This is a genomic window from Herminiimonas sp. (genome assembly GCF_030655415.1).
Map to the genome: position 1 here is coordinate 1 of NZ_JAURVN010000003.1, position 24,145 is coordinate 24,145.

Annotated in this window: 21 protein-coding genes; 9 read left to right on the plus strand and 12 right to left on the minus strand. The window is 50.9% G+C overall.

Translation table 11 applies throughout. The annotated features are described in order from the left end of the window. Nucleotides 1-185: 185 nt before the first annotated feature. A complete protein-coding gene (kdsA, locus tag Q7T66_RS02550) occupies nucleotides 186-1,031 on the minus strand; it encodes a 3-deoxy-8-phosphooctulonate synthase (protein WP_304931716.1) in 846 nt (281 codons plus the stop codon). A 15-nt stretch (nucleotides 1,032-1,046) separates the two neighbouring features. Continuing rightward, nucleotides 1,047-1,940, minus strand: a complete 894-nt coding sequence (locus Q7T66_RS02555) for a sulfurtransferase (protein ID WP_304931717.1) — start codon at nucleotides 1,938-1,940, stop codon at nucleotides 1,047-1,049. 195 nt (nucleotides 1,941-2,135) lie between these two features. Between Q7T66_RS02555 and dnaE the strand changes: the two genes are divergently transcribed. The 5 genes from dnaE (at nucleotide 2,136) to Q7T66_RS02580 (ending at nucleotide 10,237) form a co-directional block, all read left to right on the plus strand. After that, nucleotides 2,136-5,597 carry a DNA polymerase III subunit alpha gene (gene dnaE / locus Q7T66_RS02560; protein WP_304931718.1) on the plus strand — a complete coding sequence of 1,154 codons (3,462 nt, stop codon included), beginning with the start codon at nucleotides 2,136-2,138 and terminating at the stop codon, nucleotides 5,595-5,597. A 4-nt stretch (nucleotides 5,598-5,601) separates the two neighbouring features. Next, complete coding sequence (locus tag Q7T66_RS02565; protein ID WP_304931719.1) at nucleotides 5,602-6,810, plus strand: O-antigen ligase; 1,209 nt, start codon at nucleotides 5,602-5,604, stop codon at nucleotides 6,808-6,810. Further along, on the plus strand, nucleotides 6,807-8,543 hold the full coding sequence (gene msbA / locus Q7T66_RS02570; protein ID WP_304931720.1) for a lipid A export permease/ATP-binding protein MsbA: 1,737 nt from the start codon (nucleotides 6,807-6,809) through the stop codon (nucleotides 8,541-8,543). The genes Q7T66_RS02565 and msbA overlap by 4 nt, the downstream gene beginning before the upstream one ends. A 52-nt stretch (nucleotides 8,544-8,595) precedes the next feature. After that, nucleotides 8,596-9,408 carry a glycosyltransferase family 2 protein gene (locus tag Q7T66_RS02575; RefSeq protein WP_304931721.1) on the plus strand — a complete coding sequence of 271 codons (813 nt, stop codon included), beginning with the start codon at nucleotides 8,596-8,598 and terminating at the stop codon, nucleotides 9,406-9,408. A gap of 64 nt (nucleotides 9,409-9,472) precedes the next feature. Then, entirely contained in the window at nucleotides 9,473-10,237 is a 765-nt protein-coding gene (locus Q7T66_RS02580; protein ID WP_304931722.1) for a glycosyltransferase, read from the plus strand. 91 nt (nucleotides 10,238-10,328) lie between these two features. Here Q7T66_RS02580 and rng read toward each other — a convergent pair whose 3' ends face one another. The 8 genes from rng to Q7T66_RS02620 form a co-directional block, all read right to left on the minus strand. Continuing rightward, the gene (rng, locus tag Q7T66_RS02585; protein WP_304931723.1) at nucleotides 10,329-11,792 is read right to left on the minus strand and encodes a ribonuclease G; all 1,464 of its coding nucleotides are present in this window, start codon (nucleotides 11,790-11,792) and stop codon (nucleotides 10,329-10,331) included. After that, nucleotides 11,789-12,409, minus strand: coding sequence for a nucleoside triphosphate pyrophosphatase (locus Q7T66_RS02590; protein WP_304931724.1), 621 nt, complete (start codon nucleotides 12,407-12,409; stop codon nucleotides 11,789-11,791). Before Q7T66_RS02590 ends, rng begins: the two co-directional genes overlap by 4 nt. Nucleotides 12,410-12,414: 5 nt before the next feature. Then, the gene (gene rlmH / locus Q7T66_RS02595) at nucleotides 12,415-12,885 is read right to left on the minus strand and encodes a 23S rRNA (pseudouridine(1915)-N(3))-methyltransferase RlmH (RefSeq protein ID WP_304931725.1); all 471 of its coding nucleotides are present in this window, start codon (nucleotides 12,883-12,885) and stop codon (nucleotides 12,415-12,417) included. Nucleotides 12,886-12,913: 28 nt separating this feature from the next. Beyond that, the gene (gene rsfS, locus Q7T66_RS02600; protein ID WP_304931726.1) at nucleotides 12,914-13,591 is read right to left on the minus strand and encodes a ribosome silencing factor; all 678 of its coding nucleotides are present in this window, start codon (nucleotides 13,589-13,591) and stop codon (nucleotides 12,914-12,916) included. After that, complete coding sequence (locus tag Q7T66_RS02605) at nucleotides 13,591-14,274, minus strand: nicotinate-nucleotide adenylyltransferase (protein WP_304931727.1); 684 nt, start codon at nucleotides 14,272-14,274, stop codon at nucleotides 13,591-13,593. The genes rsfS and Q7T66_RS02605 overlap by 1 nt, the downstream gene beginning before the upstream one ends. 2 nt (nucleotides 14,275-14,276) lie before the next feature. Further along, entirely contained in the window at nucleotides 14,277-15,185 is a 909-nt protein-coding gene (gene hemF / locus Q7T66_RS02610) for an oxygen-dependent coproporphyrinogen oxidase (protein WP_370691597.1), read from the minus strand. A gap of 175 nt (nucleotides 15,186-15,360) precedes the next feature. Continuing rightward, the gene (gene purD / locus Q7T66_RS02615) at nucleotides 15,361-16,635 is read right to left on the minus strand and encodes a phosphoribosylamine--glycine ligase (RefSeq protein ID WP_304931728.1); all 1,275 of its coding nucleotides are present in this window, start codon (nucleotides 16,633-16,635) and stop codon (nucleotides 15,361-15,363) included. Nucleotides 16,636-16,777: 142 nt separating this feature from the next. Beyond that, nucleotides 16,778-17,503: a YebC/PmpR family DNA-binding transcriptional regulator gene (locus Q7T66_RS02620; protein WP_304931729.1), complete on the minus strand. Its 726-nt coding sequence runs from the start codon at nucleotides 17,501-17,503 to the stop codon at nucleotides 16,778-16,780. Nucleotides 17,504-17,593: 90 nt separating this feature from the next. On the opposite strand from Q7T66_RS02620, the gene Q7T66_RS02625 reads away from it, so the two are divergent. Continuing rightward, on the plus strand, nucleotides 17,594-19,099 hold the full coding sequence (locus Q7T66_RS02625) for a helicase HerA-like C-terminal domain-containing protein (protein WP_304931730.1): 1,506 nt from the start codon (nucleotides 17,594-17,596) through the stop codon (nucleotides 19,097-19,099). 144 nt (nucleotides 19,100-19,243) lie between these two features. On the opposite strand, the gene Q7T66_RS02630 is transcribed toward Q7T66_RS02625, so the two are convergent. Together Q7T66_RS02630 and Q7T66_RS02635 are read right to left on the minus strand one after the other, a co-directional pair. Further along, nucleotides 19,244-20,446, minus strand: a complete 1,203-nt coding sequence (locus Q7T66_RS02630; protein WP_304931731.1) for an ATP-binding protein — start codon at nucleotides 20,444-20,446, stop codon at nucleotides 19,244-19,246. A 134-nt stretch (nucleotides 20,447-20,580) separates the two neighbouring features. Beyond that, nucleotides 20,581-21,480, minus strand: a complete 900-nt coding sequence (locus Q7T66_RS02635) for a LysR family transcriptional regulator (RefSeq protein ID WP_304931732.1) — start codon at nucleotides 21,478-21,480, stop codon at nucleotides 20,581-20,583. Between the two features lie 180 nt (nucleotides 21,481-21,660). Between Q7T66_RS02635 and Q7T66_RS02640 the strand changes: the two genes are divergently transcribed. The 3 genes from Q7T66_RS02640 to Q7T66_RS02650 all read left to right on the plus strand — a co-directional run bounded on the left by Q7T66_RS02640 (nucleotide 21,661) and on the right by Q7T66_RS02650 (nucleotide 24,083). Then, the gene (locus Q7T66_RS02640) at nucleotides 21,661-22,275 is read left to right on the plus strand and encodes an FMN-dependent NADH-azoreductase (RefSeq protein ID WP_304931733.1); all 615 of its coding nucleotides are present in this window, start codon (nucleotides 21,661-21,663) and stop codon (nucleotides 22,273-22,275) included. Nucleotides 22,276-22,360: 85 nt separating this feature from the next. Continuing rightward, complete coding sequence (ribA, locus tag Q7T66_RS02645; protein WP_304931734.1) at nucleotides 22,361-22,999, plus strand: GTP cyclohydrolase II; 639 nt, start codon at nucleotides 22,361-22,363, stop codon at nucleotides 22,997-22,999. Nucleotides 23,000-23,171: 172 nt separating this feature from the next. After that, complete coding sequence (locus tag Q7T66_RS02650; RefSeq protein WP_304931735.1) at nucleotides 23,172-24,083, plus strand: DMT family transporter; 912 nt, start codon at nucleotides 23,172-23,174, stop codon at nucleotides 24,081-24,083. Nucleotides 24,084-24,145: the final 62 nt, after the last annotated feature.

The window sequence follows — 24,145 nt, forward strand, 5'->3', positions numbered from 1 at the left end:
ACAGCGGGGTCGCCTTTTCTTTGCTTACTTTCTTTTGGCGAAGCAAGAGAAAGTGAGTAGCCGCCGGGCTACCCCCGGCTAACCCAAGCCACAACAATCACTAAACGTTAAACGTGAACCTCACACGCAAAAAAAAAGCGCCACATCCAAAGATGCAGCACTTTTCAAAAAACGAACCAAAAAAATTAACCCTCAATATCCAACGGCGCAAACGATTTAACCAAATCATCCAACTGCTTCAACTGTGCCAAAAACGGCTCCAGCTTATCCAGCGGCAGCGCACTAGGCCCATCGCATTTCGCATTTTTCGGATCAGGATGCGCTTCCAAAAATAATCCAGCCAAACCAACACCCATACCAGCACGCGCCAGATCGGCGACTTGTTCACGACGGCCACCAGATGCAGCGCCGCCCGGGTCGCGTTGTTGCAATGCATGCGTCACGTCGAAAATAATCGGCAGGTTGTTGCAGACTTTTCTCATCACACCAAAACCCAACATGTCGACCACTAGATTGTCGTAACCAAAGCAGGTGCCACGATCGCACAGGATCAATTGTTCGTTGCCGGCTTCCTTGAATTTCTCAACAATGTTAAGCATCTGCGATGGGCTGAGGAATTGCGGTTTTTTGATGTTGATGACACGACCGGTTTTTGCCAGTGCTACGACCAAGTCTGTCTGGCGCGCGAGGAAGGCTGGTAGTTGCAATACGTCAGCAACTTCGGCCACGATCGCGGCTTGATGTACTTCATGGACGTCAGTGATAACAGGCACATTGAAAGTCTTTTTGACTTCTTCAAAAATGCGCATGCCTTCTTCCAAGCCTGGACCGCGGTAGGAATGGATAGACGAGCGATTGGCTTTGTCGAACGATGCTTTGAAGACGTATGGAATGCCGAGCTTTTGCGTGACGCTTACGTATTCTTCACAAGATTTCATCGCGAGGTCGCGCGATTCGAGCACGTTGATGCCGCCGAACAGGACGAAAGGTGCTGCGTTGTCGACCTTGATTGTGCCGTTGATAGTGATCATGTTGGCTTCTTTAAATTAAAGAGGGTTGAGTGATGCAGCAGCTTGCGAATTTTCGCTTGCAGATGATTCGCTGGACGGTGCGCAATGTGGGCAAGACTTTCCTGCGCTGAATAATGGCGATAACTGTTCGCGCGGTGATACGGTTGCGTTGCAATGTCCGCACTGCAGCGGCAAGCTCGGTTCAAGTCGCGGATTGAGCGCGGTGCGGTGATCGAATACGAAGCAGTCGCCGCTGTAATGATCGCCGCCGACTTCTTCAAAATATTTCAGGATGCCGCCGTCGAGTTGATACACGCTGTTGTAGCCGACGTCCTTCATATAGATCGCGGCTTTTTCGCAGCGGATGCCTCCGGTGCAAAACGTGACGATGGTTTTCTCATTCAGCGCATCTTTATTTTTAGCGACGATGTCAGGGAATTCGCTGAATTTTTCGATGCGGTAATCAATGGTGTTGTCGAAGGTGCCGACGTCGACCTCAAAAGCGTTGCGCGTATCCATCATGACGACCGGTTTGCCGTTATCGTCATGTCCTTGGTCCAGCCAACGCTTGAGCGTGCTCGCACCGACTGATGGTGCGCGGCCTTCTTCCGGCTTGATCAGCGGATGCTTCATCGTGATGATTTCACGCTTGAGCTTGACCAGCATGTATTTGAAGGGCTGGTCTTCGGAATAGCTTTCTTTCACTTCCAGATCGGTAAAGCGCGCATCTGCTCGCACCCATTCCAGAAAGCTGTCGATATCCGCGCGCGTTCCAGCCAGGAACAGATTAATCCCCTCCGGGCTGAGTAGAATGGTGCCTTTTAGCGACAATTGATTGCACTTGGCGATAAATTCCGGACGCTTCTCGGCCGTATCGTCAAAGCTGATGAATTTATAGGCGGCGATATTAACGAATGATGTGGATGGCATGCTTGCTTCTTGAGGTGATTGCTCTTGTAAAGAGGACAATGTTCTACTGTTCATGGTTGCCTTGTTACGCTTGATTTCGACAAGAGACGGGCGAAAGCGAGATGCGGCAAGGCATGAACAAGCCGACATTATAAACTTCGCATTAGGGATTGCCGAAATGTCTGTTGAAAGGGGTGGTCGCGGTAGAATACGGCCATGATTTCTCCGCAATTTACTCACCTCCGCCTGCATTCCGAATATTCGATCGTCGACGGCCTGGTCCGCATCGATGACGTGATCGCCGCCGCTGCTGCCGATGCGCAGCCGTCGCTCGCGATCACCGATCTGGCCAACCTGTTTGGCATGGTCAAATTTTATAAAGAAGCGCGTTCAAAAGGCATCAAGCCCATCGTCGGTTGCGACGTCTGGATCAGCAACGATAGCGATAAAGACAAGCCATCGCGCTTGTTGTTATTGGTCAAGAACAAGACCGGCTATTTGCAATTATGCGAATTGCTGTCCAAAGCCTGGTTGACCAACTTGCATCGCGGTCGTGCTGAAATTCGTCCTGAGTGGCTGGAGCAGCTTGCTGCAGAAGGCGGCCCAAATGGACTGATCGTTTTATCCGGCGCGCACTTTGGTGATGTCGGTATGGCGATCGATAACGGCAATCTTGCCGGCGCCGAACGGCATGCCAAGCGTTGGGCAGAAATTTTCCCTGGCCATTTTTATATTGAAGTGCAACGCGCCGAGCAGCCAAATATGGATGCGCATGTGCGTCAGGCTTCGGTGCTTGCTGCGAAATTAAATCTGCCTTTGGTGGCGACGCATCCTGTGCAATTTTTGGATCAGAGCGAGTTCACCGCGCATGAAGCGCGCACCTGTATTTCGGAAGGCGAAATTCTGGCGAATCCGCGCCGCATCAAACGCTTCAACGAGCGGCAGCGTTTTACAACGCAGGTAGAAATGGCAGAGCTCTTTGCGGATATGCCAAACGCGTTGCAGAACTCGGTCGAAATCGCAAAGCGCTGCAATCTGGTGCTGGAACTGGGCAAGCCGAAGTTGCCGAATTTTCCTACGCCTGACGGTTCATCGATCGATGAATTTTTGGTCAAGGAAGCGCAGCGTGGTCTGGATGGACGGCTGGAACATTTGTATCCCGATCCTGAATTGCGCGAAAAAAATCGCGAACGTTATCAGGCGCGCCTGAAGTTCGAGACCGACACGATTATTCACATGGGTTTCCCCGGTTACTTCTTGATCGTGGCGGACTTTATCAAGTGGGCAAAAAATAACGGCGTGCCGGTGGGGCCGGGTCGCGGTTCGGGTGCCGGTTCGCTGGTCGCGTATTCGTTACTGATTACCGATCTGGATCCCCTGCAATACAACTTGCTGTTCGAGCGTTTCCTGAATCCTGAACGGGTTTCGATGCCCGATTTCGATATCGATTTTTGCCAGGAAGGCCGCGATCGCGTCATTCAATATGTGAAGGATCAATACGGCAAGGATGCGGTTTCGCAGATCGCGACTTTCGGTACGATGGCTGCCAAAGGTGCGGTGCGTGACGTTGGTCGCGTGCTGGATTTCGGCTATAACTTTTGCGATGGTATTTCCAAACTGATTCCATTCAAGCCGGGCAAGCTGGTTACGATCGCTGACGCAATCAAGGAAGAGCCGTTGCTCGCCGAGCGTCTGGAAAATGAAGAAGAAGTAAAACAGTTGCTGGAGCTGGCGCAAAAAGTCGAAGGCATCGCCCGTAACATCGGCATGCATGCGGGTGGCGTATTGATTGCACCGGGCAAGCTGACTGATTTTTGTCCTCTGTATACGCAAGGCGGCGACGCCGGCGTGGTGTCGCAATACGATAAAGACGACGTCGAAGCCGTCGGTCTGGTGAAGTTCGACTTTTTGGGTTTGACCACGCTGACGATCCTCGATCGCGCCGTTCGTTACATCAAGGATCTCGATCCGGCGATGGCAGATTTCGCGCTGGAAAAACTTCCGTTGAATGACAGGCCGTCATACGATTTGCTGACCAAGGCGAAAACTGTCGCCGTATTCCAGCTGGAAAGCCGCGGCATGCAAGGCATGTTGAAGGACGCGCGTCCCGATCGCTTCGAAGACATTATTGCGCTGGTCGCTTTGTATCGTCCGGGCCCTATGGATCTGATTCCGGATTTCTGCCGACGCAAACACGGCGAACGTTTTGAATATCCTGATCCGCGTACTGAAGTCATTTTGTCTGAAACCTACGGCATCATGGTTTATCAGGAACAGGTTATGCAGATGGCGCAGGTCATCGGCGGCTACTCGCTGGGTGGCGCGGATTTGTTGCGTCGCGCGATGGGTAAAAAGAAAGCCGAAGAAATGGCGCAGCATCGCGAGCTGTTCCGCGCTGGCGCAGCGAAGAATGACTTGACGGCGGAAAAAGCCGACGAGATTTTCGATTTGATGGAAAAGTTTGCTGGCTACGGTTTCAATAAATCGCATGCTGCTGCCTATGCTTTGCTGTCGTATCACACCGCTTATTTAAAAGCGCATCATCCGGCCGCGTTCATGGCAGCCAACTTGTCGCTGGCAATGGATGACACTGACAAAATCAAGATTCTGGTCGAAGATACGCTGGATGTTTGCGGCCTGACTTTGCTGCCGCCAGATATCAATCAATCGGATTATCGTTTTACGCCAGTCGGTGTGCCGGGCAAAAAAGCCATGCAGATTCGTTACGGTCTGGGCGCCGTTAAAGGCTCGGGCAAGAGCGCGATCGATGCCATCGTCGTTGCGCGTCAAGGTCAACCTTTCACCGATCTGTTCGATTTTTGCAAACGTGTGGACAAGAAGCAGATCAATCGCCGCACCATCGATTCACTGATACGCGCTGGCGCATTCGATTGCTTCAATGTTGATCGCGCCATTCTTTTGGCCTCAGTTGGTTTTGCGATGGAATGCGCAGAGCAGGCCGAAGCTGCTGCAAATCAGGTCAGCCTGTTTGGCGGCGATGATAGTGACATGGAGTGTCCACCCGAGTACGTCAAGGTCTCGCCGTGGAGCGACAAGCAAAAACTGACAGAAGAGAAAGCCGCACTGGGCTTTTATCTGTCCGGACATTTGTTTAATGCCTATGCCGAAGAAGCGCGCCGTTTTGCGCGCACCAGTTTAAGCAAGCTGGAACCATCGCGCGAACCACGCACGATCGCTGGGGTGATTTCCGGCGTGCGTACGCAGATGACGCAACGTGGCCGCATGATCATCGTCACGCTGGATGATGGCAGCGCGACAGTCGACGTGACGGTCTATAACGAGGTGTTCGACGCGAATCGCAATCTGTTTAAAGAAGATGAATTTCTTGCGGTGTCGGGCAAGATTTCGGAAGACCGCTTCTCTGGTGGTTTACGAATTACGGCCGAGAAGGTGATGGATATTGCTGCCGTGCGGATTCAGTACGCCAAATGTATTTACCTGTCCTTGCAAGCATCCGTCGACGTCGGCAAGTTGATGGCGACCTTGCAAGCATCCGCTCGCGCAGATGGCAGCCCGGTAGTAATTCAATATCAAAATCAAAAAGGCGTATCGGAACTGCGCTTAGCAGAACAGTGGCGCATCAATCTTGATGACAATACAAAACAAAAACTAATCGATTTATATTCGGAAAAAAATGTACAGATCGCCTACGACTGATCGTATGAATTTGTTTAATGCAAATGAAACGAAAGCGCAATTCATCCTCTCGTTATTACCCATCACTTTATTTTTTCCGATTGGTATCGGATATACAGGCATTGTTTTATTTTTTGTTGCGTTGTTAGCCGGTGGTCAATATCGCGATAAATGGCAAGCTATAAAAGATAGCCCCATGTTTTTTCCGGTGATGGGTTTGCTCACAGTAACCTGCTGCGCTGGCTTGTTGCTTGAGCGTCCAGATGGCTTTTGGAAAGCCTTTATGCACTACCAGATTTATCTGGTGTTACTGGTCTTCATTAGTGTCGGTGCTGGATATTGGCAACAACGAGCATTGCGTGTTTTTTTCGCGGGCGCAGTCCTTGCGTCAACTTTGCTTTATCTGAATGCATTTCAACTTTTGCCGGATTGGTCATTGTTCCAAAACTACCGAATGTATGCAGGCAATAAATCCATCCTTATTGGCATCCTCCTGGGAATTGCAGGCGGCTGGATGTTGAACCAGATCTGTGCAAACCACGGACATAAATGGTTGCGGATTAGCATGTGGCTCTATGTCGCCGTTGCTCTATTGTTCTTGGCAAAAACGCGCACTGGTAGTCTGATTTTTGTTTTTGGCTGTGCCTTGGTTTTATTGCGCTACCTTACATTTTCATGGCGTAGCGTATTGCTGGTGATCGGCACTGTGATCATTCTTGGCGTGGCGTGGCAAACCGCAACAGGTTTTCGCGAGCGTTTAGTGGGTACTGTGAGTGACATAAAAGCCTTCGTTGATGGTGGCAAAGTGAGTGCAGATGGAATCCGACTTGAAATGTATCGGATTACCACCGACATCATCAAAGAGCATCCAGTAGTCGGTAGCGGAGTGGGTACCTGGGCTATTAAATATCCGGAGCGTGCGCAAGGTTTGATGAGTGCAGAGATGGCTACGCCGCACAATGACTATCTGTTGTACGCAGCCGAAATTGGTGCGATTGGTGTGTGCGCTCTTTTGTGGATATGGCTTACACAACTTTTCGTGGCAATAAAAATTGGTGGTGAAAATGGCATGCGTTTATTCACGATTGGTATCGCCATCATGTTCGGCGGCTTGGTGAACGCGATCTTGCGCGATGCGCTATTTGGCATTGCATTCATGATACTTCTTGCGATTCCATTGGCGGGCATTAGTCGGCATAACTATAAAAGTCATTTTGGAGATTTGGATAGATGACAATTCCCCCGGATTTAAAACGCCTGTTTGGCATGCTCGGCCCTTACAAGAAGCGGCTGATCATTGCCTTCTGCGGCATGATCATGACGGCTCTGACCGAGCCGATGTTCCCGGCCGTGATGCGCTTGTTGCTGGATCATGGCTTTGGCGGCAAGCCAACGTTTTCGTTGTGGTTGGTGCCATTGGCGATTATTGGTATTTTCGTTTTGCGCGGGATTTCTACCTATACGACGACGTACATGATGACGTGGGTGTCGTCGCGCTTGTTGAATGTTCTGCGGCAAAAAATGTTCACCCGCATTCTCGACGTGCCGCTGGGTTTTTACAGCACGCATTCAGTCGGCCGCGTAATCAACTCGATGATGTTTGAAGTGCAGCAGATCGTTGATATGGTGACGCGTGTATATACCTCGTTGATCCGCGATACGCTGACTGTCATCGTCTTGTTGAGTTTTCTGTTGTGGCTGAACTGGCGTCTTACCTTGGTTGCTCTGGTTTTGCTGCCTTTGATTGCAATTGTTGTGCGCTTTACCGGTAAGCGTGTGCGTCGATTGACACGGGAATATCAGGCGGTCAACGCCGAGTTGACGCAAGTGCTGGAAGAAACCACGCGCGCCAGTCAGGTCATCAAGATTTTTGGCGGTCATCAATATGAGCGCGATCGTTTCGAAGCGCGTGCTGACAAGTTGCGCAGTTACACGATGCGCATGGCGAGTACGCTGGCAGCGACAACCCCTGTGACGCAAATCATGGCGGCTTGCGCGGTGGCGATCGTGATTGTTATTGCACTGATTCAGTCTGGGCAAAATCAAACTACGGTCGGCGGTTTCGTTTCTTTCATTACCGCGATGTTGATGCTGCTGGCGCCGTTGAAAAGTATTGCAGAAGTAAATGGTCCTTTGCAGCGCGGTCTGACAGCAGCAGAAGCTGTGTTCGGGTTGATCGATGCAGAACCGGAACGCACTAATGGTAAAACCTTGCCGGGTCGTGCAGCCGGTCAACTGGATTTTATCAATCTCGGCTTTTCATATCCTGGCCATCAGGCTTTAGCATTGCATGACATTAATTTGACGATCATGCCTGGCGAAACTATTGCGTTCGTTGGCATGTCTGGCGGCGGCAAATCCACGCTGGTGAATTTGGTGCCCGGTTTTTATCCCGTTACCACCGGTGAAATTCGCATTGATGGTGAAGCGATTGAAGAAGTTGCATTGGCAAGTTTGCGTCAACAGATCGCAATGGTTAGCCAGCATGTTGTGTTGTTCGACGATACGGTTGCTGCGAATATTGCCTACGGTGATGCTGAGCCAGATCGTAAGCGTGTGCTTGCAGCAGTCAAAGCCGCACATCTGGAAGACGTGATTGCCAGCTTGCCGCAAGGCTTGGAAACCATGATCGGAGATAACGGTTCGCGCCTGTCGGGTGGACAACGCCAACGTTTGGCGATCGCACGTGCGATCTACAAGGACGCGCCTATCCTGATTCTGGATGAAGCCACATCTGCACTGGATTCGGAGTCGGAACGCGCTGTGCAGGCAGCGTTGGAAGAGTTAATGAAAGGCCGTACAACTTTGGTCATCGCCCATCGCTTATCAACGATTGAACGCGCCGACCGGATTGCTGTTTTGGCCGAAGGTCAATTGGTTGAGCTCGGTTCACATCATGAATTGTTGGCGAAGAATGGCGTGTATGCAAACTTGTATCACTTGCAGTTTGCAAAAGACGTGAATTGATTTGCAAAAGTAGTGTGCCCTTGGGTTTGAATACGATGGACGTGGAATCTTTATGAATGCATCTGTGATTATGACTACCTACAACGCCATTGAATGGCTGGAAAAGGTGTTGTGGGGCTTAAGTGTTCAGACGGTGAGCGATTTTGAAATCATCATTGCCGATGATGGATCTACCGCCGCAACTAAAGAGCGCATTGACGCACTTCGCAAGTTGATACACATCCCTATTGTTCACGTCTGGCAAGAAGATCACGGATTTCAAAAAACAAAAATTCTTAATAAAGCGATTCTTGTGGCCAGTTCAGACTATCTAATTTTTACAGATGGTGATTGCATACCGAGAAAAGATTTTGTTGAAACGCATTTGAAGTATTGCGAAAAAGGTTATTTTCTCTCAGGCGGATATTTCAAATTGCCTATGCATATTTCAAACGCAGTGACCAAGGACGACATCCTGAATCAGCGTTGCTTTAATGCAGATTGGCTGAAAGCGAATGGTTTGAAGATCAGCATAAAAATTCTCAAGTTGACTGCGTCAGGTTTTTTTGCAAAAGCATTGAATGCGCTGACGCCGACTAAACCCACATGGAATGGACATAATGCCTCCGGCTGGAAGGCGGATTTGTTGGCCAGCAATGGCTTCAATGAAGAGATGCAGTATGGCGGGGAAGACAGGGAACTTGGCGAGCGCTTGGTGAATATGGGTTTGTCGTCAAAGCAGATAAGATACAGCGCGATTTGCGTGCATCTTGATCATGCCAGAAGCTATGTTTCTGAAGAAGCCTGGAAGAAGAATAGCGAAATTCGCGCATTTACAAAAGCAAATAAGATCACCAGAACATCGCATGGAATCAAGGCGGATTAATTTGCTTAAAAGTGATGGCGAGTCGATTGAATATGTATTACGCACTTGGTGCGGGAGAAAATAAATGTCAGAGAACGTTCAAGTAGCAAGCGCAGCGGCACCGGAAGACCGCGTTATTTTATGCATGAAGTGGGGCACTAAATACGGTCCGGAATATGTGAATCGTTTGTACGCAATGGTGCGCCGCAATTTGAAAGGTGATTTTCGTTTTGTCTGCCTGACTGATGATGGCAGCGGGATACGTTCGGAAGTCGAATGCTTTCCGATTCCTGATTTGAAATTGCCCGATGGTTTGCCTGAACGCGGCTGGAAAAAACTGACGACCTTTGAAGCTGATCTGCATGGTTTAACTGGTATGGCCTTATTCCTCGACGTCGATGTGGTGATTACCGATAGCATCGATGCCTTCTTCGAATATCCTGGCGAGTTTTTGATTATTCATGACTGGAAGCGGCCGTGGCGCGTCACGGGCAATTCATCCGTCTATCGTTTCAAACTTGGTGCGCATGCCGATGTGTTGCAGCAGTTCCGTACTACCGGTGCAGAAGCGCGTAACGCATTCCGTAATGAGCAGGCATTTTTATCGGATGTGTTGCACAAGCAAGGCAGGCTCAGCTATTGGCCAGCATCGTGGTGCTGCAGCTATAAATATCATTGCATTCCAACTTGGCCGACGAACTATTGGCGTGAGCCGTTTGTGCCGGATGGAACCAAGATTGTGATTTTCCACGGTGAAGTTAATCCACCCGATGCGCTGGAAGGTCGTCGCAATCGCGCTTTGCGTTTCGTGCGCAAGGCGCCATGGATTAATAATTACTGGAAAGAATAAAACGCATCGCTGGTTTGTAGCTCTAAATAAAAAACGGAATCATGTGCGTGCACATGATTCCGTTTTTCTTTGTGGCGAGAGCTGTATCGCTCTACATCAGGATCACGTCGTATTGTTCCTGGTGATAGACCGTTTCTACCTGCAGTGAAATTGGTTTGCCAAGGAATGCACCCAGCATTGCCAAATGTTGTGATTCTTCTTCCAGAAACATGTCGATCACCACTTGCGATGCAAGGATGCGGAATTCACGCGGATTGAATTGCTTCGCTTCGCGTGTCAACTCACGCAGAATTTCATAGCAAATGGTGCGTGCAGTTTTGACCTGACCTTTGCCACTGCAGGCAGGGCAGGGTTCGCATAATATGTGCGCCAGCGATTCACGCGTACGTTTGCGCGTCATCTCGACCAAGCCTAGTGCCGAGAAACCGGATACCGATACCTTGGTTCTGTCGCGCGACAATGCACGATTCAATTCGCTCAATACAGCGCTCTTGTGATCGGCATTTTCCATGTCGATAAAATCGAGAATCACGATGCCGCCCAAATTACGCAAGCGTAGTTGACGCGCGATGGCGTGTGAGGCTTCCAGATTTGTTTTGAAAATCGTGTCGTCAAAATTACGGCCGTTAACAAAGCTACCGGTGTTGACGTCGATGGTTGTCATTGCTTCGGTTTGATCGACGATCAAATAACCGCCAGATTTCAAATCAACGCGGCGACCGAGTGCGCGTTGGATTTCTTCTTCCACGCCATACAAATCAAACAGAGGACGTTCGCCGGGATAATGCGCAAGTTTGGTCAGCACCGATGGTGTGTACAGTTCGCCGAATTGCTGCAGCTTTTGATAATTCTCGCGTGAGTCGACCTGGATGCTGGCCGTTTCATCATTGACGAAATCGCGCATGACGCGCTGTGCCAAATCCAGATCCTGATACAGCAAGGATGGTGCTGGTTTGGTTTTGGCCAGTTGCGTAATGTTGTTCCAGGTCTTGCGCAGATAATCGACGTCCGCTTGTAAATCCGCATCCGACGCATCTTCCGCCATCGTGCGAATAATGAAGCCGCCTTTTTCACCTTCCTGCATCAGCTTCTGCACTTTGCCGCGCAACTGTTCGCGTTCCGCTTCGTTTTCAATGCGCTGCGAAATACCGATGTGAGATTCTTGCGGTAAATAAACCAGCATGCGACCAGCGATGGAAATCTGCGTCGAGAGCCGCGCACCTTTGGTGCCGATAGGATCCTTGATGACTTGCACGGTAATTGATTGTCCATCGAACAGCATGCGTTCAATCGGAATCGGCGTCGTTGGTGGACCTTCATGCGAACGCGCATCCCAGATATCTGCCACGTGTAGAAACGCTGCACGTTCCAGTCCGATATCGATGAACGCTGATTGCATTCCGGGTAGTACGCGCACGACTTTACCTAGATACACATTGCCGGCCATGCCGCGCGAGAGCGTACGTTCAACATGCAGCTCTTGCACTGCACCTTGCAATACCAGTGCTACGCGGGTTTCTTGCGGGGTGACGTTGACGAGAATATCTTCGCTCATAAAATGTGCAAGCCAGCTTGCTCCAGTAATTTTCCGGTTTCGAATAAGGGCAAGCCCATGATGCCTGAATAGCTGCCCGCAATGTCTTGAATGAATAGCGCCGCCTGACCTTGGATGCCGTAACCGCCGGCCTTGTCGTAAGGCTCGGCTGTTGCGCAATAGGCTTGGATCACTTCGTCGGACAGTTTAGCGAAAGCGACATCGGAGCGCTGCGTGATTTGCAGTGTTTGCTCTCCATGCAAGATCGCGACATGAGTCAGAACTTGATGTGTACGACCTGATAATGCGCGCATCATTTCGGTCGCTTCGCTTACATTCGCCGGTTTACCGAGGATGCGACCATCAAGCACAACGCTGGTGTCGGCGGCGAGTATCGGACGTAAAGGTAATTTGCGCCACCACATGGTTTTTTGCGCGAAGGCGGCTTTTTCCAGCGTGACCCGTGCGACGTAATCTTCTGCACGCTCGTTCGGTAAAACAATCTCGGTAACTTCCGGACCGCGGGGTGTGTGATCACGTAACAGCAGCAATTCAAACTCGACGCCTATCTGCCGCAGCAGCTCGCGACGGCGTGGGCTTTTTGATGCGAGATAGATTTTGTGTGGAAGCGGCTTCATCAAAATCACACCCGATGATAAGGATGATTTTGCGTGATCGACCAAGCGCGATACAGCTGTTCCGCCAACATCACGCGCACCATTCCGTGCGGTAATGTGAGGCTGGAAATGCGGATCAACATATCGGCGTTTTTCTTGAAATCGGCATCCAGACCATCAGCGCCACCAATGACAAAAGTGACGTCGCCGCCTTCCTGTTGCCATTGCTTCAGTAACTGTGAAAGTTGAACCGAGGTCAGATCCTTGCCGTGTTCATCAAGGGCGATGATGCGTGCGCCTTTAGGAACAGCGGCTTCGATCTTTGTGCGTTCGAGCGCCATCGCAGTTTCTGCAGTTTTGCTACCTGAACGCTCGACCGGTTTGATTTCTTTGAGAAGAATGCGGCAGTCCGACGGCATACGCTTGGCATACTCGTTAAAGCCGCTTTCGATCCACGCGGGCATTTTGTGACCGACGGCCGCGATAACGAGCTGCATGACAAGCTTCTGGTATTAGCTGATCCGCTTATTCTGCGGATTTTGGTTTTGCTGGTGCGCGAGTTTTGGCGGCTGCTTTGCTGGCTACTTTCTTGGCAGGTGCTTTTTTCGCAGGCGCCTTTTCCTTCTTGTAGGCGGCAGCGGTCTTGGTCGTGGCGACTTTGATGGTTTTGCCTACTGCTTTTTTAGCTGCAGTTTTCTTCGCAGGTGCTTTCGCAGCAGTCGATCGTGTGACGGCCGTTTTACGTGGAGCTTTTTTCGGTTCGTCGTCGTCGACCGTAGTCTGGCTGGCGCTTAAATGGCGGCTGACTATTCTCTTCGGAGCTTCTTCTTCATCGTCCGATGATTTTTTAGTCGTGCGTTTGGCTGCGCCGAATTTGACTTCTTTTTCGCCCCAGATTTCTTCCAGACGGTAGTAGGCGCGGATCGCAGGTTGCATGATGTGGACGATCATGTCGCCCAGATCGACCAGTACCCACTCGCCGGTGTCTTCACCTTCGACGCTTAGCACATGGCCGCCGTTTGATTTGACCTTGTCGCGCACCGATGCTGCGAGCGCTTTGGTTTGACGGTTGGAGGTACCAGATGCAACCGCGATGCGGTCAAACAGGCTGGTCAGATGTACGGTATCGAATACCTTGATGTCTTGCGCTTTGACGTCTTCCAGCGCGTCGATAACCAGGGCTTGCAGTGTTTTGATGTCCATTAGCTTTTATATAGGTGATGTTTTTCAATATAGTCTAGCACCCCGGGAGGTACCAGCGAAATCGGTCGTTCTCCGCGCTGCAAGGCGGCGCGAATTTCGGTAGCGGATATATCCACCGCCAAATTGGGTGCAAGGCATGCCAAACCTTGCGTCGTATTGCGTATCTGTGCGGGCGTGCCTGCTCGCTCCGCAAATTCTTCTGCTACATCGTCCGGAATATGCGCTGCATCCATCGCAAAACCGGGGCGCGAAGCGGCGCATACGTGGGCGTAGTCAAACAGTTGTTGCCATTCCTGCCAGGTATTCAAATGCTGTAACTGGTCGGCGCCCATCAAAAACACAATAGATACGTTTGGTCCCAGCTCTTTGCGCACCGCACGTAGTGTGTCGATTGTATACGTTGCACTGGCCCGCAGAATTTCTTGCTGATCGATGGTGACGGGTACTTTTTGCTGAGTAAGCGCATTGCCGAAGGCGTTGCGCACCATGGCAACTCTATCTTCGCCTGATGCCTGCAAACCGTCTTTTTGCCACGGATTGCCAGCCGGGATCACGCGCAATTCATCAGGTTTGATCAGGTCGATGAAATAATTTGCCAGCGCGACATGTCCGTTATGAACCGGATCGAAGCTGCCGCCTAGCAAGGCGATGCAAGGTTTGCTGCCTTTGCTTGCCGCTGTCACTGTTAAATCCAGTCGCGATGAACGAGGAAGTCGGTAGCCAATTTCGCTTCAGGGCTGCCTGCTTCCGGCTGCCAGTTATAGCGCCATGTTACCACTGGTGGCATCGACATCAGAATTGATTCGGTCCGGCCGCCTGATTGCAGGCCAAATAAGGTGCCTCTATCGAACACCAGATTGAACTCGACATAACGTCCGCGCCGGTAGGTTTGAAAGTCGCGTTCGCGCTCGCCGTAGGCCGTATCTTTGCGTTTTTTCAGGATCGGCAAATAGGATTCAATGAAATGGTCGCCTACGCTTTGCTGTAAGGCGAAGCACTGGTCGAAACCGAGTTCATTCAAATCATCGAAAAAAATACCGCCTACGCCACGTGCCTCTTGCCTGTGTTTCAGATAAAAATAATCGTCGCACCATTTTTTATATTTGGCATGCAGATCATCGCCAAAAGGCTGCAAAGAATCGCGACAGACTTGATGAAAATGTCGCGCGTCTTCTTCAAAGCCGTAATACGGCGTCAAATCCATGCCGCCGCCAAACCACCAAATCGGCTCCTGACCTTCAGCCGTCGCGGTAAAAAAACGCACATTCATATGCACGGTAGGCGCGTAAGGATTGCGCGGATGCATTACCAGTGACACGCCCATCGCTTCCCAATTGCGGCCAGCTAGTTCAGGACGATTGGCGGCAGCGGAAGGTGGCAGATTTTTCCCCATTACATGCGAAAAGCCAACGCCACCGCGTTCGAATACATTACCGTTTTCGATGATGCGCGAAATGCCACCACCACCTTCTGAGCGCTGCCAACTATCGGTCCCAAAAGCCTGGCCGTCGACTTCCTCCAACGCCGAGACGATGCGCGCCTGCAGGCCAAGCAAGTATTCTTTGACGAAGGATGGTGATGGATAAGAAGTCACTATGCGAAAGCTTAAAAAGATTTAAGGCGGATTGTACCTTGCTGCACGATGACACCGCAGTGTTTGAGGGCAGCTCGTGGCTTGCGCCAGGCCGCGCTCTACCTTGCCATTCCCGCCTGTGCGGAAATGGCCTAGGTGTGCTCGCGAATGATGGGAATAAATAGATAAACCGTTACTACGAAGGGCGTTTCAACGCACGCCACCCGATATCACGGCGGAATTGCGCGCCGTCGAAACGAATGTGATCGATCACATCGTAGGCTTTCTTTTGCGCGACTTTGACGCTGTCGCCCAAGCCAACTACGCACAAGACGCGGCCGCCGTTGGTGGTCAACTGCGTGCCGTTCAACACTGTGCCTGCGTGGAAGGTGACGCTATTGTCGGTTTCAGCCGGGATGCCGGTGATGACGTCGCCTTTGCGTGGCGCGTCAGGATAACCAGCAGCTGCCAGCACGACGCCCAATGCAGTGCGTCTGTCCCATTCCAGCTCGATGGTGTCGAGTGTGCCGTTGACTGCATGCTCCATCACGCCGACCAGATCTGTTTTCAGGCGCGCCATGATCGGCTGCGTTTCCGGATCGCCCATGCGGCAATTGAATTCCAGAGTTTTTGGATTGCCCTGATCGTCGATCATCAAACCGGCGTACAGGAAGCCGGTAAATGTGATGCCGTCTTTCGCCATTCCTTGCACAGTCGGCTGAATGATTTCGCGCATCACGCGCGCATGCAATGCCGGTGTGACGATAGGTGCCGGCGAATACGCGCCCATGCCGCCCGTGTTCGGACCTTCATCGTGATCGAGCAGGCGTTTGTGATCCTGGCTGGTGGCCAGCGGCAGGATATTTTTGCCATCGACCATGACGATGAAACTGGCTTCTTCGCCAGCGAGAAACTCTTCAATCACGACACGAGCACCGGCATCGCCGAGCTTGTTATCCGACAGCATGGCGTCGACCGCTTGATGTGCTTCTTCCAATGTCAGGGCGACGACTACGCCTTTGCCGGCAGCCAGGCCGTCGGCCTTGATCACAATGGGTGCACCTTTGCGATCGATATATTCGTGCGCAGCTTGTACTTCTGAAAATGTTTGGTATTCAGCGGTCGGGATTGCATGACGTTGCATGAACGATTTGGCGAAATCTTTCGAGCTTTCCAGCTGTGCCGCTTCTTTGGTCGGGCCGAAAATTTTCAAGCCCAGGTCGCGGAAGATGTTGACGATGCCGGCTGCCAAAGGCGTTTCTGGACCGACCACGGTCAGCGCGATATTTTCTTGTTGAGCGAATTCTGCCAGCGCACGCGGATCGGTAATCGCAACGTTTTTCAAACGATCGTCGAGGGCTGTGCCGCCGTTACCCGGTGCGACATAGACCATTTGTATCCGTTCGGATTGCGCCAGTTTCCAAGCCAGGGCATGTTCGCGGCCGCCTGAGCCGACTACCAGAATTTTCATGAGATATATCGTTGCTTTTACTAAAATCGCGGCATCAAAAAGATGATGTCACTGGTTATGTGAGTTGATTCGTGAGGTGACTCTTCACTACTGTCATTAAAAAAGCGGACTTGGTCCGCTCCTTCAATGCTTTGCTAAATATTTATTCGTTGATGACCGCATTGGTATAAATCTCTTGTACGTCGTCAAGATTTTCCAATGCATCCAGCAATTTTTGCATCTTGATGGCGTCTTCACCTTCAAACACGGTTTCGGTTGCCGGTTTCATCACAACTTCTGCCAGTTCAGCCTTGAATCCGGCGGCGGCCAGCGCATCTTTGACCGCTGAAAAATCATGCGGTGGGCAAAGTACCTCAATGCCACCTTCATCATCTGTGGTCACGTCGTCGGCACCAGCTTCCAGTGCGGCTTCCATCAACTTGTCTTCATCTGTGCCTGGCGCAAAGAAAAACTGTCCGCAATGCTTGAACATGAACGCGACCGAACCTTCGGCGCCCATATTGCCGCCAAACTTCGAAAACGCATGGCGTACTTCCGCCACGGTGCGCACGCGATTGTCAGTCATGCAATCGACCAGCAGCGCTGCGCCGTTGATGCCGTAACCTTCGTAGCGGATTTCTTCATAGTTGACGCCTTCCAGACCGCCGCTGCCGCGTAATACCGCGCGCGTGACATTGTCTTTCGGCATATTTGCGTCCGCTGCCTTATCGACTGCCAGGCGCAAACGTGGATTTGCTGCGATGTCGCCGCCACCCATACGGGCGGCAACGGTGATTTCCTTAATCAGACGGGTCCAGACTTTGCCGCGTCTTTCGTCCTGACGGCCTTTACGATGCTGAATATTGGCCCATTTGCTGTGTCCTGCCATGACGAATCTTTCCTGATCAGTAGCTATAATGAAGCGCGGATTTTACCATACCGCCCGCACGCTAAACCTCACCCTTTGTGGACAAAAAACATGCCGAATCCGTTGCTGATTGCAAAAAATAAAGAACACGAACTGAGCTTGCTGCCCGAGCTTGCCAATCGGCATGGTTGCATTACAGGCGCGACCGGCACGGGTAAAACCGTTACTTTGCAAACCTTTGCGCAAGCTTTGTCCGATATTGGCGTGCCCGTCTTCATGGCCGACGTCAAAGGCGATTTGTCTGGAATTGCCAAGGCAGGCTCGTTCAGCGGCAAGGTCAAGGAGCGCTACACGATGCTGGAAGTGCCCGAGCCGGTTTGGGCTGGCGCGCCTGTGACGTTTTGGGATGTGTTCGGTGAAAAAGGCCATCCAGTACGCGCGACGATTTCTGATCTTGGTCCGTTGCTGCTGTCGCGTATGTTGAATTTGAATGATACGCAGCAAGGCGTATTGCAACTGGTTTTCAAGATAGCGGACGACAACGGATTGTTATTGTTGGATATCAAGGACTTGCGTGCAATGTTGCAGCATGTCGGCGATAACGCGGCGACGTTTAAAACCGAATACGGCAATATTTCCGCGGCCAGCATAGGCGCCATCCAGCGCGGCTTGATCGGGGTTGAAGAGCAAGGCGGCGATAAGTTCTTCGGCGAACCTATGCTGAATATCGAGGATTTGCTGCAAACCGATGCCAAAGGCAAGGGTGTTATTAACATCTTGGCAGCTGATAAGTTGATGAATGCGCCGCTGCTGTATTCGACTTTCCTGTTATGGATGTTGTCGGAGTTGTTTGAGCATTTGCCGGAAGTTGGCGATCTGGATAAGCCTAAACTGGCCTTCTTCTTTGAAGAAGCGCATTTGCTGTTCGCCGAAGCGCCCAAGCCTTTGCTGCAAAAAATCGAACAAGTCGTGCGCCTGATACGCTCGAAAGGCGTGGGCGTGTACTTCGTCACACAGAATCCGCTGGATATTCCCGATACCGTGCTCGGCCAACTCGGTAATCGCGTGCAGCACGCATTGCGCGCTTACACACCACGTGATCAAAAGGCCGTGCAAGCAGCGGCAGAAACCTTCCGGCCAAATCCTGAGTTGAACATCGTGCAAGTCATTACTGAATTGGGTGTGGGCGAAGCGCTGGTTTCATTCCTTGATGAAAAAGGTCGCCCGACCATTGTTGAACGTGGCTACGTGTTGCCGCCGGCGTCACAGATTGGCCCGATCACGGATGCGGAAAGATCTGCTTTGATTGCCAGCTCCATCGTTGCTGGCATTTATGAAAAAACAGTGGACCGCGAATCAGCCTACGAAAAAATCAAAGGTCGGGTAACGGAAAAAGCGCAAACGCGTGAAGTACCTGCTACCAAGACTGCAGAAGCGGAAAGCGAAGGCGGCTTCTCTGATGTGCTGGGCAGCATACTGGGTGGCGGCAAGAAAACCGGCGGTAGACGCAGCGACAGCATCGTCGAAGCGATGATGAAGTCGGCCGTGCGGACTATGGGTTCTACCGTCGGCCGTGAAATCATACGCGGTGTGCTCGGGTCAATTATGAAAAAATAATTGGGTTTGCTTAGATCTACTGCGTTGTTTAATCCTGAGAAATACAGCTAATTAAATAACGCAGATTAAGCGATCTGCTCGATTGATTTTTGAATGGCGCACTGATTTTTCAGTGCGCCATTTTCATATTTACTATGCAAACAATCAGTTGAGGACTGTGACTGAAGATTTTGTCGCAAGCGGCATGACGAAGGTAAATTTGATCGCTTCGTTTTCTGACGTCGCGCTTAATTTTCCACCATGCGAATGGGCAATTTCAGTTGCGATGTACAAGCCCAGCCCGAGCCCCGCGCTTGGGTTGCGAGCAGTGCCGCGCCAGTAAGGTTGAAACAGGCGCAACATCTTGTCGGCGGCTATCATCGGCCCACCATTGATGATGCTTAGTTCAAAGATGCCGTCATGTGTGTTGGCATGCACGTCGATTGCCTGATCTGGTGAACCGTGTACCAAGGCATTGGTCAATAAATTGGAAAACAATTGTGCGATGCGTTCGCGATCACAAACAATTTCATCGTTTATCGCTAGATCAAAACGTATCTCTTGCTTGGGATATGCACTTTGCAACTCATCAATCAAATGTCTCAGATCTGATCCCAGATCGTCGACTCTTTCCACCTTCAATGGCACGCCACCGCCCATGCGACCGCGCGCAAAATCGAGTACATCGTCCACCAATTTTGAAATGCGTTGACCACTACGCAATATGCGATTGACGACAGGCTCTATGCTTTGATCCAGTGATTTTTTTGAAAGAAGATCGGCACCGTTGATGATGGAGGCTAATGGCGTGCGCAGATCGTGACCCAAGACGGCGATGAATTGTTCGCGCAACTCCGCTGTTTCACGTTCGTTCAGCAGCGCAGTCTGACTGTCGTGCAAACGTTTTTCTGCGTCGAGCTGGCGCGAAATCAGTTCCGCAAACAAGGTCATCGTTGCGACAGTTTTTTCTTCGGATAAATTGGCACTCTTTGGATCCAACCCACACAGGGTGCCAAAATATTCGCCATCGGTGCGATACAACGGGATCGAAAAATAGCTTTCAAAGCCGTATATTTTGGGCGTGTGATGGTCGCGATATTGTGCGCTTTCACTCACATGGTCGATGATGATGGCTGTATTGCTGGAGCGCACTTCTTTGCAAAAAGTGGTGTCTACATCCAGCTCGTCACCCGGGTTCATGCCAAAGTCGATTTTGTCTAAAACCGCGCAGCTGGTCCAAGAATCTTCTGTCACGCGCGCCACGCATACAAATCGCAGGCCGGTAATCTCAGCAACGACTTGCAGAATGCTAGGGACGGCGCTGATGGATTGGACGGTAGCAATGTCTGCTGCGATGGACGGATTCACGAAGACTTAGTTTTCCTATTGGGCTTTTTGCAAGAAATGTATATTAACGATGCGGTAATTTTAACTGACGCGAAGTCCTTTTCAGTTGCTGAAAAGAGGAAGTGTCGGCAGTAGGTAACAAAACCTTAAGTCGTTTAGGTTGGTGTGTGATCAATTAGATATTGCATTAACCAGCGACCGGCCAATCCCGGCGCTTCATCTACACGATTGATCATGTGCAAGGTGTATTGCAGGCTGATCATGTGAGCGAGTTTCAGGTGGATCAGTTTTCCCTGATCGAGGTCTTCGCGAATCATTTCTTCCGGCATTGAGCCCCAGCCCAAACCATTGCGTAACAACATGTGTTTGGCGCCCAGATCGCCGAGACGCCAATCGCGCACGGCAATCACGCCGAAATTTTGTCCGGCAGTGAGTTGGCTGCGATCGGTCAGCACAAGTTGGGTGTAATCGCGCGCCACTTCCGTTGGAATAATTCCGTCTATTAACGCCAATGGGTGATTCGGTGCCGCAACGGGGATCATGGTAATTGCACCGACCGGCTGGCTTTGAAATGCATCGGTGAAATCCATCATCGGTCCGGTAATACCAATCTGGCAAACGCGTTCGCTGACCAGATGCATCACTGCGCCCAAGGCTTCAATCCGCAAGCGCAAACCGACAGTGGGGAACTGCAATTGAAACGCCAGCAGCGCCTCCACCAACCTGCAATTTGGGAACATCACATCCACCGCAATCGAGACTTCGGCTTCCACGCCTTGCGCCAGGGTTTTGGCGCGAGCCCGCATCGCATCGACTTTCATGGAAACGGTACGAGCGTCGGCCAGCAAGGCTTTCCCAGCTTCGGTCAGGGTCGGTTTGCGTTTGCTGCGATCGAACAGCGCGACATTTAATTGCGCCTCGAGATTGGCGATTGTGTAGCTGACGACCGATTGCGTGCGATGTAATTCTCGGGCAGCTTTGGAAAAACTGCCGCAGTCGATTACCGCAACAAACACGCGCAATTGGTCCAGCGTTGGAAGCCCGGGTTCTCTCATATCTAAAAAATCGATGCTAATTAGTTAAACAATGTGGGTTTTCTTGATGCTAATCCTGATCTACGATGATTGCAAGAACACAGAAGCACCGATTCAAGCGAAAACTCCGGTCGAAAACCAGCGCTTACCAATTTATAGACGCGGTCGACGACACAAACTGATTAGAAAGCGAGCTTTACCATGACCAAGATCCTTAACATCAACAGCAGCGTCCGTAATAGCGATTCGATCTCCCGCAAAGTAACGGGCGAGTTTTTGGCTAAATGGAAAGCCAAAGAACCAAATACTGTCATCGTCGATCGCGACTTGGCCGCAAATCCATTGCCACATCTGAACGAACAAACGTTGGGCGCCTTCTTTACGCCTGCGGAACAGCGCACGCCAGAACAAGTCGAAATCGCCAAGTTGTCGGAATCCTTGATACAAGAGCTGGTCGATGCCGACGTCATTGTGATTGGCGCGCCTATGTACAACTTCTCGATCACTTCGGGTTTGAAAGCGTGGATCGATCACGTGGCACGTGCCGGTGTGACGTTTAAATACACGGACAAAGGCCCAGTCGGCCAATTGACTGGCAAAAAAGTCTACGTTTTCACCTCACGCGGCGGTGTGTATAGCGAAGGTCCTTATGCTGCGATGGACTTCCACGGTACCTATTTGCGTGCGGTATTGGGCTTCATAGGCTTGACCGATGTGACCTTTATTCATAGCGAAGGCTTGGCGATGGGCGATGCCGGCGTTGAAAAAGCTTTGGCGCAAACGAGCAACACAATAAACGAATTGCTCCCAGCCTGATATCCTTCGTCTTCTGAGAAAAAACGCAGCACATGCTTTTTTGGCATCTGCTGCGTTTCTTGATTGATCGATTAGCGCTAAAACCATGAAACCAAGTCTTGCCACCGCTGCCGCCGTAAGTGCGGATATTCCGTCTGAATCTGAACTCGATTACGCAACATCGTGCGAGTTGCCGATGCCGTGGGCGACTTTTCGCCTGCACGCTTTTGTCGAACCAGCTACCGGCAAGGAACATGTCGCCATCACGTTGGGCGACGTAGCTAATGGCGAACCGGTGTTGGCGCGTATCCATTCTGAATGTCTGACTGGCGATGCTTTGTTCAGCCTGCGTTGCGATTGCGGTCCGCAACTCGAAGCAGCGTTGAAAAAAATCGCCGAAGAAGGTCGCGGTGCGCTGTTCTATTTACGGCAAGAAGGTCGCGGCATTGGGCTTGTGAATAAAATCCGCGCCTATCAATTGCAGGATGCAGGCGCCGATACCGTTGAAGCCAACGAGGCGCTTGGCTTTAAACCGGATCAACGTAATTACAAATTGTGCAAACCGATGCTGCAGCATTTGCAGATTTCGACCTTGCGCTTGATGACGAATAATCCGCGCAAGATTACAGCGATGGAACAGCTTGGTTTGAAAGTTGTAGAGCGCGTGCCTTTAGTGGTGACGCGCAATCCATTCAACGAGCGTTATCTGACGACCAAGGCGGCCAAGCTCGGTCACTTGTTCTAAATTCCCGCTGCTTATAGTTAAGCTTCGATTGAGCTAGCACTTAAACTAATCTTCAAACTGATTTTCAAATTAACAAGGCGAGCATGCCATTTTGGATGCTCGCCTTGTTTATTGATTAGGTCGATTCTGGCGTAGGAAAACTTGAAATCTGCTTAACCTTTACAATCACGGCATGACCGCTTCAAGCTCCCCTTCATCCCCACGCAAGTTGTTTCTCATTGGTTTGTCCATCGCCATCGTTGGCGCAGTGCTGTTTTCCACTAAAGCGATTGTTGCCAAACTGATCTATCGCTATGACGTGGATGCGGTGACGCTGATCGCGTTTCGGATGATGTTTTCTTTACCGTTTTTTATCGTCATCGCGGTGTGGAAGGCGCGGACTGCCCAGCCTTTAAGTAATGCAGAAAAAGGCCAGATCGTGATTCTGGGTTTGCTTGGTTATTACCTTTCCAGCTTTTTGGATTTCCTCGGGCTGCAATATATTTCCGCCGGTCTTGAGCGCTTGATCCTGTTTTTGACACCATCATTTGTATTACTGCTTTCCGTCTTCCTGATGAAGAAGAAAATCACAGCGATCGAATGGGCGGCTCTCGGCACATCATACTTAGGCACCGTATTAGTGTTTGTGCACGACGTGCGTATCGGTGGCTCTAATGTGACGATAGGCGGCTTGTTCGTCTTGGGCAGTGCGATTTCTTACGCAGTTTATTTGCTGGCATCTGGCGAATTGGTCAGGCGCGTCGGTGCCTTGCGTTTGGTGGCGTATGCGATGTGCGTATCCAGCGTCGCCTGCATCGCGCAATTTTTTATATTGCGTCCTGCATCCATGCTGATACAACCGATGGATGTATATAGCTTGTCGGTGATCAATGCATTTTTCTGTACTGTCTTGCCGGTATTTCTGACGATGATCGCGGTCGATCGCATCGGTGCAGCCACAGCATCACAAGCGGGTATGATCGGACCGGTATCCACGCTTTTTCTTGCCGCTTGGGTATTGGGTGAACCGATTACTGGAATTCAGTTGGCGGGAACCGCTTTGGTGTTGTGTGGAATTTATCTTTTATCTAAAAAGAAATCGTAGGAATGAGTACTAGGTTTTGCATTTAAGTTTGCGTTGAATTGATGTGCCGATTTTTACGGCAT